This window comes from Nostoc sp. CALU 1950 (assembly GCF_051172895.1).
In the GTDB taxonomy this organism is placed as follows: Bacteria; Cyanobacteriota; Cyanobacteriia; order Cyanobacteriales; family Nostocaceae; genus Nostoc; species Nostoc edaphicum_A.
The window spans coordinates 53590-63673 of sequence record NZ_JBDNJQ010000025.1; the positions used below are offsets into that span (position 1 = coordinate 53590).

Consider the following 10084-nt stretch of genomic DNA (forward strand, 5'->3'; position numbering starts at 1 on the left):
TAAAATAGAGCAATTTTAGCGTCAAAATCCCATGAAAAAACCATTTTTACAAATTACTAGACTCCTTGTGGCCACCGTGGCAGGAATCAGCTTTACTTCCTTGCTTATGGTTCAACCCAGTTCGGCTCAAATCAGCAGCCCAGCCGATGCTTTTCCCAGTAATAGTACAACAGACCAAAATACCGACCCTTTCTCCCGCACGAACTCAGATAATTTCAATATGTTTGATCTGATTCATCGGGCGAATTTCGGTACTCTCAACTGGAATTCTGACCAGCAGAACGAAAAATTAGACTCAGCAGCAGCAGCATTTAAAGCAAGGCAACAAAAACTAATTCAAGGTCAACAACAGCAAGCAACCCCCAGTTTGCCAACGGTTACACTACCATCAGTTACGCCACCACCGGCTACAGCACCATCAGGTAACTAAAATCAAACAAATAACCCCAAACCTTTAGTACAAAGCCTAAGCTAGTTTTGAGGGTTTGTAGTAAGCACTTCAGTGCTTAGAAAATAAGGACTAAAGTCCTTACTACAAACTTGTTTCTCAATTTAAACTTGACACACTACTAAGGCTTGGGGTTAAGACTAGTTAAAAAATCCTTAGTTATCAGGTAAAAAACTACAACCCTAGTACAGCTAAAACATCGCTAGCATGGGTGGTGGTATTTACACTGGTGTCAACATGGGTAATTTTACCGCTAGGGTCAATTACGTAAGTAACGCGCTTGGCATAACCGCCGCCATCCACATCGAAAGCTTTGATGAGGGATTTGTCGCTATCAGCCAGTAGGGGAAAATTCAAATTATATTTTTGGGTAAATGCCTGATGGGAGACTTCATCATCTGCACTGACTCCCAAGATTACAATATCTTTTCCTTGATATTGAGACTGGGCATCCCGAAAACTACAGGCTTGTTTGGTGCAGCCTGGCGTGTCATCCTTGGGGTAAAAATACAAAACGACTGTCTTTCCGGCAAAATCAGATAAAGAGACTGTGTTGCCGTTTGTATCTTTGGTGGTAAATGCAGGTGCATCCGTACCAACTGCTAGAGGCATAATTAACCTTTCCTGTTTCAGATTGTTGATGCACTTGAAATTTTACATTAATTTATAATGATTAAATATAATTATCAAAAAATAGCAGAACTATACTTTAGGTAACTAATTTTGGTTAAATAAAATATCTGCTACAAAAAAATCAATTCTAAAATTAATCTTTTTGAGAAGAAAAATTTCTACCCATACACAATGCCTGCTGTTGATTCCCAAAACCCAAATATTTTTGTCTATCCTCAGAGCACAGTAGAAAGAGCCGAGCGATCGCTAGTGTGTTCACCCTTTAACGTATCTTTATTTGAAGTCATGGGACACCAGAGTGTGTCATTAGCTGCGATCGCCCTAGAAAATGGACTCAAGCAGGGCTATACTAAGCGCCCTTTATCAGAATTAGCGTGTGATAACGCCTTGGGCTGGCTGATTCAAGTGGGTGTATTGCGTCGAGAAGTCGATGGTCAGGGGATTACAGATAGTTTTCGCCTCACTCCCTTGGGACGCCAGTTGGTGGAACAGTACCAGGGAAAAAATTGGCGGACTGCTTCATGGCGCGATCGTTTATCCGATATTGTGATTCGTTGGTTACGGATACCTTTTTAGAATTAGGACTTACGCAAAACTATACGCTGTAGGGGCAATTCATGAATTGCCCCTACATGAAAATCAGTGTTTAGGCTATTGTTTGCGTAAGTCCTGAGAATAAAAAACCAAAGAGTTAGGATTAGGGAATCAAAGGGAACAATATATACGGAAACATCACATCTATTCATGAAGTCTTTACCATAATCATTTGACTTAAATTTGTGCATGGGGCATTGGGAATTGGGCATGGGGCATTGGGCATGGAAAAGAGGCAGAGAGGCAGGGTGAAGGGTATAGAGGAGAGGAATTTTCCCTTTGCTCCATTCTCCCTGCTCCCTGCTCCTGCTTTTTAAATGATGGATGGATTGTCTGGTGACTATTCACTCCTAAAATTCACCCTTATCTAGAAAAACTAACTAAATAGCAACTATGAAATCAATTATGGTAGTGGGGACAACATCCCATGCAGGGAAATCACTTTTAACCACAGCTATTTGTCGTATTCTGTCGCGGCGTGGTTGGCGAGTGGCTCCTTTTAAAGGTCAAAATATGGCTTTAAATGCTTATGTCACTGCCAGTGGTGGAGAAATTGGCTATGCCCAAGCAGTACAAGCTTGGGCGGCGGGAGTAGTGCCTTGGGTAGAAATGAACCCAATTTTACTCAAACCCCAAGGAGATATGACCTCCCAAGTAATTATTAAAGGTAGGTCTGTAGGTAAAGTGAGTGCCTCGGATTACTACGAGCAATATTTTGAAATGGGGTGGCGGACAATTGAAGAATCACTACAGCATTTAGGAACAGAATTTGATTTGCTGGTTTGTGAAGGTGCTGGTAGTCCAGCAGAGATTAACCTCAAGCACCGCGACTTAACTAATATGCGGGTGGCGAAATATTTGAATGCGCCAACAATGTTAGTAGTTGATATTGATCGGGGTGGTGCTTTTGCCCACGTAGTAGGCACTCTAGAGTTATTGGAACCGGATGAACGCGCTCTAATTAAGGGTGTAGTAATTAACAAGTTTCGAGGACAGCGATCGCTCCTAGATTCGGGGATAAAATGGTTAGAAGAACGGACAGGTATCCCCGTGATCGGTGTTATACCCTACTTGCAAGAAATGTTTCCAGCAGAAGACTCCCTTGATCTGCTAGAACGTCAATCGTCGTCGAATAAAGCCCAAACGGATCTCAACATTGCCGTTATCCGCTTACCAAGAATTGCCAACTTCACCGACTTTGACCCACTGGAATCAGAAAGTACAGTTTCAGTAAAATACTTAAGTCCTAAGCAAGATTTAGGACATCCTGATGCCGTAATTATTCCAGGTACAAAGACCACCATTGCTGATTTGCTACTGCTGCAAAAAAGTGGTATGGCAGAAGCCATCCAAAACTATGCTGCTTCTGGTGGGACGGTTTTAGGTATCTGCGGTGGTTATCAAATGCTTGGTCAAATCATCGCTGATCCAGAAGGGATAGAAGGACAAGCTGGCAGATTTCAAGGGTTAAATCTTTTACCAATTAGAACTGTAATTACAGGACAAAAAATCGCCCGCCAGCGCCAAGTTAGCTCAAATTATCCGCAACAGGGCTTGCCAGTCAATGGCTTTGAAATCCACCAAGGGCGATCGCGCATCGAACAACAAGGCATCGACCCCCAATCCTACCATGCCCTATTTGACGATATTAATTTAGGATTAGTGGATAGTTGTCAATCGGTGTGGGGAAGTTATCTTCACGGGTTGTTTGATAACGGCCCTTGGCGACGGGCTTGGTTAAATCGCCTCCGTCAACAGCGCGGTTTAAAATCTTTGCCCACAGGTGTTGCTAACTATCGAGAACAGCGAGAGCAGATTTTGGACTCCCTAGCCACTGAAGTTGAAAGCCATTTAGATTTAAGTCTGTTTTTGTCTTAAGCTAAAATACGTTGAAATGCAAATTTTTCGTTAAGACCGTCATTTGTCATTTGTCATTGGTCATTTGCAAAGGACGACTGACAAAGGACGAATGACAAGACTACATTAAATGCGTAACACTGATGATTGTTTGTGTCCGCTTTTTACCAGATGATGTCACAGTAGATGCCGAGGTGGGAGAAGCCCTCTTAGATGTAGCAGAGAGGGCTGGGGTATTTATTCCCACCGGTTGTCTTATGGGGTCTTGTCACGCTTGCACTGTGGAGTTAGAGGATGGAGAAATCATCCGCGCTTGTATCACCGCAGTACCACCACGCGAGGAATTAACAATTAATTTGTTTAGCGATCCAACTTGGTAAGGGACTTCCAACAAATACAGTAGGAGGAAGAAGGCAGGAGGCAGAAGGCAGAAGTTCTTTAATTTTGAATTTTTTAGCGCAGTGTTAGCGAGTCCGCGTACTCTTACAGAGAAGCAAGCTACGCGCAGCGTCTCGTAGAGAGCGTCATTTTGAATTGATATCTTCCTCATCCTCACACTCAGCACTGAGTAGCGTCAAAGGTAAAAGACTTTGAACGTAGTTTGCGCGATCGCGTCACAATATTTCAAGAAGCCTATATTCTAGAAAAATGTCTGCTAAACACAAAGATAGTAGAAGTACTATGCAATCTCGTGACTGGCCAATTGAGCAATTACCTGGGTTGAGCCACGAGGAACAATGTCAACTGCAAAATTGTGGGATTAGTAGCACAGTCGTACTATTCAAACAAGGGAAAACTCTAGAAGAAAGATTAGTCTTAGCAAATAAACTACAGATTCATCTTCAACATATAAATAAATGGATGGCTTTAGCTGACTTGGCGCGTATTCCTAGTGTAGGTACACAATATTGTGGTTTATTGCTCCATGCGGGTATTGGTTCTGTAGTTCAGTTAGCTCAAACTCCCACTCACAGATTGCACCAACAAATTATGCGCTTGCAAGTAGCAACAATGCAGCGACGAGATTTGTGTCCAGCAATTGAGCTAGTACAACAGTGGAGTCAGCAAGCGAAAACATTAGGGATTGGGGATTAGGGACTGGGGGAGATATGGGGATGAGGGGGGATGAGGGAGAAATATTGAACAAGTTTCTTCCCAATCCCCAATCCCTAATCCCTAATCCCCACTTTCTACTCTTTTGCTAAAACACCATTAAGGAAGATATCAGCGAGTCCTTCGGCCATTTCCTGCATTTGTTGGGGGGAAGCGTCAGGTTCTATGATGGTGTTGTTGGAAAAACCTGCGATCGCAAACATTCCTAAAAAAACTTTGGCAACTAGCTTGGCGTCAGTTTGACGATAAATGCCTTTATCCATCGCTGTTTGAAAGAATGCTTCACCGACATCGGTCATTTTGTTAATGACTTCTAATTGAATGCGATCGCGCAAGTCGGGGTGAAACTGCACTTCCATAAAACAAACGCGCATCAAATCGGCATTTTTTTGAAAATTCCACATCCGACGGCGCATCACCTGAGCTACGGCTTTATAGCTGCCCATTTCACTCAATTCTGTTAGCAAATCGGTGAGAATCTCTACCCAACCATTCGTGGCTACTTCCACCAAAATCGCTTTTTTATTGGGAAAATGACGAAACAGAGTGCCTTCAGCTACACCTGCTGCTTGTGCTAAGTCGCGGGTGGTAGTACCGTCAAATCCCTGAGAGGCAAACAACCTTTGTGCTGCCTGCAAAATCCGGGTGCGCGTCTGAGCCTCTGAAGGCGGGGAAGAATTAAAAACTCGCATAACAGTTATGGTTAGATATCCGGAACAGGACTTGTAGCATTATTGTCTAATGTCAAGTACAAAGACCCACTGAAAGCTTAATACAAGATTAACGCCGTTTTGCTAAGTATCCTGTTATTTAGGTAATGTAACTTTATCTTAATTTTCGCTTATGAACCAGATCAGTCGGTCAATTTTAGATTTTAAATTGGGGATTTTGGATTGGTCAGATCAAGTATCTGTCATATTGCGGCGGTTGTTTGTCACTTTGTTAGCTTTGATCGTTTTCTGGTGGGGATTACTACCAGAAATTGCTCTGGCTCAAACTCAGACAGCACCTTCTCCTCAAGAAACCAAAACTCAAACCCCGCCAGTTCAAAGTTCGATCCAACCTTATCTGGATCGAGTCATCAAGCAGTTAACGGAGTTTCGCCTCGAAAATGGTCTAAAATTCATTGTTTTAGAACGGCATCAAGCGCCAGTAGTTTCTTTTCTTACTTATGCAAATGTTGGTGGTGTGGATGAGCCAGATGGCAAAACTGGCGTAGCTCACTTTCTGGAACATTTAGCATTTAAAGGCACGACGCGCATTGGTACAGAAGACTACAAAAAAGAAAAACCACTACTTGAAACCTTAGAAAGGTTAGATGCCCAAATTAAAACAGCAAAAACCGATGGCAAAAAAGATGAGGTTGCTCGGTTAGAAGCTGAGTTTAAGAAAGTGGAATCGCAAGCAGCCAAGCTAGTCAAGCAAAACGAATTGGGGCAAATTGTCGAACAAGCGGGAGGCGTGGGTTTAAATGCCAATACTTCAACTGAAGCTACCCGCTATCTGTACAGCTTTCCTGCTAATAAGTTAGAACTTTGGATGTCACTGGAATCAGAGCGATTTCTCGATCCTGTAATTCGTCGTGAGTTTTATAAAGAAAGAGATGTAATTTTAGAAGAACGACGGATGCGGGTAGATAATTCACCCATTGGCATGATGGTGGAAAAGTTTATCGATACTGCTTACAAAGCCCATCCTTACAGGCGTCCAGTGATTGGTTATGACGAAGATATTCGCAATCTGACACCAGAAGATGTCCAAAAGTTTTTTGATACTCACTACGTACCAAGTAATTTGACCATTGCCATTGTCGGAGATGTTAACCCGGCTGAGGTGAAAAAACTGGCGCAAACTTATTTTGGCCGCTATGAAGCCAAAACCAAAGCTGTTGAACAAATCCCGGTGGAACCGCCACAACAACAAACACGGGAAGTTACTTTACAACTACCTTCTCAACCTTGGTATTTAGAAGGTTATCATCGTCCGGCAATTACTCATCCAGATAATGCAGTCTATGAAATCATTGGCAGTTTATTAAGTGATGGGCGCACCTCGCGGCTGTATAAATCTTTGGTAGAAAAGCAGCGTTTGGCGCTAAATGCCCAAGGTTTTAGCGGATTTCCTGGAGATAAGTATCCAAACCTGATGTTGTTCTATGCTCTCACGGCTCCTGGTCATACAGTTGATCAGTTGGCAGTGGCTTTGCGTCAAGAAATTGACAAATTAAAAACTGAGCCTGTAGCGACGGTTGATTTAGAACGGGTGAAAACCCAAGCACGGGCGAGTTTGTTACGTACCCTCGATTCCAATATGGGGATGGCTCAACAATTGTTGGAATATGAGGTGAAAACTGGCTCTTGGCGGAATTTGTTTAAGCAGTTGGATGACATTTCGGCGGTGACGACGGCTGATATTGTGCGAGTAGCGAAGGAAACGTTTACGGCAAAAAATCGGACGATTGGTAAGCTGTTGTCAAAAGAAGCTTAAGAGAAACGAACTACGAAGGATACTAAGGAAGAGAGTATGCAGAGGCACAAGGTGAAGAGTAAAAGGCGGATGGTGTTCAAAATCCAAAATGGGAAGAGGCTTGTTTATGCTTTGGTTGCTGTTTTTGCGTGTTTACTTTTAACTTGTAACTTTTCTCTGGCGGCGACGGCTGAGGCGAAGCATTACACAGAGTTGCAGTTGCCACCGCTACCTGAGATTAAGTTACCCAAGTATGAGCGGTTTGTGCTTCAAAACGGCTTAGTTGTCTATTTAATGGAGGATCACGAATTGCCGTTGGTGAATGGGACGGCGTTTGTGCGGACAGGAAATCGCTTGGAACCAATGGAAAAAGTTGGGTTGGCTGGTTTTACAGGCGCGGTGATGCGGACTGGTGGAACCAAGAAGCATTCGCCTGATGAACTCAACGAGATATTGGAACAACGGGCAGCTTCGGTGGAAACTAGTATTAGTGAAGCTTCTGGTGGTGCAAGCTTTGACGCACTCAGTGAAGATTTAGAAACGGTGTTTGGGCTGTTTGCTGAGGTATTGCGATCGCCAGCATTTGCTCAAGAAAAGCTAGACTTGGCGAAAACTCAGGCTAAGGGTGGCATTGCCCGTCGCAATGACGATCCAAATGGGATTGCTAGTCGAGAATTTAAGAAATTGATCTATGGCAAAGATAGCCCTTATGCTCGCACCATAGAGTATGCAACGGTGGATCAGGTTGAGCGTGAGGATTTGCTCAAGTTTTATCAGCAATATTTCCACCCCAATAATATGATTTTGGGGATTGTAGGGGATTTTGATTCTAAGAAAATGCGATCGCTCGTTCAAGCTAAGTTGGGCGACTGGAACCGCAACCCAGGTGTTGCTAAACCGACATTACCAAAGGTTTTGCCAGCTAATACAGGTGGAGTATTTTTTGTCAATCAGCCACAACTGACACAAAGTAGTGTGCTTATCGGCCATTTAGGTGGACGGTTTGACAGCCCCGATTATGCGGCGCTGGATGTATTAAATGGAGTGTTAAATGGATTTGGTGGACGCTTATTTAATGAATTGCGATCGCGCCAAGGTTTAGCTTACTCTGTCTATGGCCAGTGGAGTCCCCGTTTCGACTATCCTGGCATGTTTATTGCTGGTGGACAAACGCGATCGGATGCTACCGTCCAGTTTGTCAAAGCCTTACAAAGTGAAATCAAGCGCATCCAAACTCAAAGAGTGACAGCAAAAGAACTAGCTTTTGCAAAAGAGTCTACACTCAACTCCTTTGTGTTCAACTTTCAAGATCCCAGTCAAACTTTATCGCGGTTGATGCGATATGAATATTACGGTTATCCTGCTGATTTCCTCTTTCGCTATCAAAAAGCCGTCGCCGCCACCACAGCAGCTGATGTGCAACGGGTAGCACGAGAATACCTCAAGCCAGAAAAGATCGTGACTTTAGTAGTGGGAAATCAAACCGCTATTCAACCACCATTGACGCAACTAGCAGCACAGGTGACACCGATAGATGTAACAATTCCTGGTTCACAGCCACAGGCGAAGAATTAATTCCATCTTTAACCCTTTTTTAAGGTGGTCGCCGTGAGGCGGAGAGATCATTTTGAATGTGTAGCATCTGAACACAGCCCTCATTCATAACAAATTACAGTCAAACTAAAAATAGAGACGCGATTTATCGTGTCTCTATTTTTATGGGATACTCAACAAAATCAAAAATGCGCTCCTACAAAATCATTTCTTCATTAGACAAAACTCCCTTAATTGAGTCTCGAAAATTCATCTATAAAACTTGATTTTCTTTAATTGCATAGCAAAATATAAGAGAAGGGTTTTGGATGTGAGGTTTAGTTTAATCCTATCCAAGGCTGTGTAGCTGAATATAAATGTATAGCAATGTATTTAAGGAGGCGACCACATGGTTAGGATAACAATATCTGACCTGCATCCTATCGGGGATGAAAAGCAATATGATGAACTAACCGATAAGGAAATGAAGGCTATAGAAGGTGGTTATGGAAAAAGAAGAAGAAGAAGAAGCTCAGGAACCTCAGTCAATGATCCGTCAGGTATAGTCAGTGAACTAAATGATCGATTTGATAATTGGCTGGATGTACTAAATAACAAGCTAGGAGAAGTCCAAACAGAAATTGTTGAGAGCATTTAATTTTTTGCAATTAATTTTGAAATTAATTTAAATCGTGCGTTTTAAGACTGAATTCATCTTAGAACGCACAATTTTTATGGCAATTATTATAGTATTTCCTAATCACATGAGGTACATCAAAATCCCCTCATTGCTTGCTGGAAGGGGGTTAGAGGTGGGGTTATTGTATCTCACTCAAGCGAGAACCGCTATATCTAAAATTTATTGTAGGGTAGACATTGCACACAATGTAATTTTTATATTGTGAGAGAACGACAAGCATTGCCAAAGCCCAACCTAATGCTATAACTGCAAACAAGATTTTAATCATGTATGAAGTAGGGATATACCCTAAAACTTCGTAACCTTCAGGCGTTTAAAAACTGCTATATAGAATCTTTCAAGATGTTCAATTCTCGTTATTTTTTAGTTTAAATCAATATTTGACTCTACTTTTTCGTATTTAAACTCGATGCCAAAAACAGACTTATATCATTTATTTATGTCTTTTTTAGCATGTTAATTGCCTTGATTTTCATGAAAGTTATGGATAAAAATTGCATTAACAGTTAAGCGATATCCAGCTTAGTTGTTCATATCCAACAAGACCTTTTAGGAGTAAATCATGGCTCAAATTACACTTTCTGAGTTGTATCTAACTGGCTCAGAATTGTTCCAAGATTCCGAAAGCTTCTTAACTGAACTCAACGAGATGAATTCTATCGCCGTACATGGTGGACAAGGTGAAGGATACGATGACTTCTTGACCTATGGCGAAAAGGGATTTGAATTCTCCATCTTAG

10 protein-coding genes are annotated in these 10084 nt (G+C 42.2%); 8 read left to right on the forward strand and 2 right to left on the reverse strand.

Translation table 11 applies throughout. The features are described 5' to 3' along the window. Positions 1 to 31 precede the first annotated feature (31 nt). On the forward strand, positions 32 to 430 hold the full coding sequence (locus ABF638_RS09945) for a hypothetical protein (protein WP_435022424.1): 399 nt from the start codon (positions 32 to 34) through the stop codon (positions 428 to 430). A 192-nt stretch (positions 431 to 622) separates the two neighbouring features. Here the strand turns inward: ABF638_RS09945 and ABF638_RS09950 are convergent, their stop codons facing one another. Next, positions 623 to 1060: a peroxiredoxin gene (locus tag ABF638_RS09950; protein ID WP_069072671.1), complete on the reverse strand. Its 438-nt coding sequence runs from the start codon at positions 1058 to 1060 to the stop codon at positions 623 to 625. Between the two features lie 192 nt (positions 1061 to 1252). On the opposite strand from ABF638_RS09950, the gene ABF638_RS09955 reads away from it, so the two are divergent. The 4 genes from ABF638_RS09955 to ABF638_RS09970 all read left to right on the forward strand — a co-directional run bounded on the left by ABF638_RS09955 (position 1253) and on the right by ABF638_RS09970 (position 4627). Then, positions 1253 to 1657, forward strand: a complete 405-nt coding sequence (locus tag ABF638_RS09955; protein ID WP_069072670.1) for an Npun_F0494 family protein — start codon at positions 1253 to 1255, stop codon at positions 1655 to 1657. A gap of 411 nt (positions 1658 to 2068) precedes the next feature. Then, positions 2069 to 3553: a cobyric acid synthase CobQ gene (gene cobQ / locus ABF638_RS09960; protein ID WP_435022427.1), complete on the forward strand. Its 1485-nt coding sequence runs from the start codon at positions 2069 to 2071 to the stop codon at positions 3551 to 3553. A 122-nt stretch (positions 3554 to 3675) separates the two neighbouring features. Continuing rightward, positions 3676 to 3912, forward strand: a complete 237-nt coding sequence (locus ABF638_RS09965; RefSeq protein ID WP_435022429.1) for a 2Fe-2S iron-sulfur cluster-binding protein — start codon at positions 3676 to 3678, stop codon at positions 3910 to 3912. A 268-nt stretch (positions 3913 to 4180) separates the two neighbouring features. After that, positions 4181 to 4627 (forward strand): DUF4332 domain-containing protein, encoded by a 447-nt coding sequence (locus tag ABF638_RS09970; RefSeq protein WP_069073075.1) that lies wholly within the window; start codon positions 4181 to 4183, stop codon positions 4625 to 4627. Between the two features lie 95 nt (positions 4628 to 4722). Here ABF638_RS09970 and ABF638_RS09975 read toward each other — a convergent pair whose 3' ends face one another. After that, entirely contained in the window at positions 4723 to 5337 is a 615-nt protein-coding gene (locus ABF638_RS09975; RefSeq protein WP_069073074.1) for a TetR/AcrR family transcriptional regulator, read from the reverse strand. 151 nt (positions 5338 to 5488) lie between these two features. On the opposite strand from ABF638_RS09975, the gene ABF638_RS09980 reads away from it, so the two are divergent. The 3 genes from ABF638_RS09980 to ABF638_RS09990 all read left to right on the forward strand — a co-directional run bounded on the left by ABF638_RS09980 (position 5489) and on the right by ABF638_RS09990 (position 9302). Continuing rightward, a complete protein-coding gene (locus ABF638_RS09980; RefSeq protein ID WP_435022431.1) occupies positions 5489 to 7132 on the forward strand; it encodes a M16 family metallopeptidase in 1644 nt (547 codons plus the stop codon). A gap of 36 nt (positions 7133 to 7168) precedes the next feature. Then, the gene (locus ABF638_RS09985; protein WP_435022433.1) at positions 7169 to 8686 is read left to right on the forward strand and encodes a M16 family metallopeptidase; all 1518 of its coding nucleotides are present in this window, start codon (positions 7169 to 7171) and stop codon (positions 8684 to 8686) included. A 367-nt stretch (positions 8687 to 9053) separates the two neighbouring features. Beyond that, complete coding sequence (locus ABF638_RS09990) at positions 9054 to 9302, forward strand: bacteriocin (RefSeq protein WP_435022435.1); 249 nt, start codon at positions 9054 to 9056, stop codon at positions 9300 to 9302. Positions 9303 to 10084: the final 782 nt, after the last annotated feature.

Bases quoted from the DNA above. Each gene is read 5' to 3' on its own strand.
- ABF638_RS09955 (WP_069072670.1), top strand. From the start codon at position 1,253: ATGCCTGCTGTTGATTCCCAAAACCCAAATATTTTTGTCTATCCTCAG.
- ABF638_RS09970 (WP_069073075.1), top strand. From the start codon at position 4,181: ATGTCTGCTAAACACAAAGATAGTAGAAGTACTATGCAATCTCGTGAC.
- ABF638_RS09945 (WP_435022424.1), top strand. From the start codon at position 32: ATGAAAAAACCATTTTTACAAATTACTAGACTCCTTGTGGCCACCGTG.
- ABF638_RS09965 (WP_435022429.1), top strand. From the start codon at position 3,676: ATGATTGTTTGTGTCCGCTTTTTACCAGATGATGTCACAGTAGATGCC.
- ABF638_RS09975 (WP_069073074.1), bottom strand. From the start codon at position 5,337: ATGCGAGTTTTTAATTCTTCCCCGCCTTCAGAGGCTCAGACGCGCACC.
- ABF638_RS09950 (WP_069072671.1), bottom strand. From the start codon at position 1,060: ATGCCTCTAGCAGTTGGTACGGATGCACCTGCATTTACCACCAAAGAT.
- ABF638_RS09985 (WP_435022433.1), top strand. From the start codon at position 7,169: ATGCAGAGGCACAAGGTGAAGAGTAAAAGGCGGATGGTGTTCAAAATC.
- ABF638_RS09980 (WP_435022431.1), top strand. From the start codon at position 5,489: ATGAACCAGATCAGTCGGTCAATTTTAGATTTTAAATTGGGGATTTTG.
- ABF638_RS09990 (WP_435022435.1), top strand. From the start codon at position 9,054: ATGGTTAGGATAACAATATCTGACCTGCATCCTATCGGGGATGAAAAG.
- cobQ (WP_435022427.1), top strand. From the start codon at position 2,069: ATGAAATCAATTATGGTAGTGGGGACAACATCCCATGCAGGGAAATCA.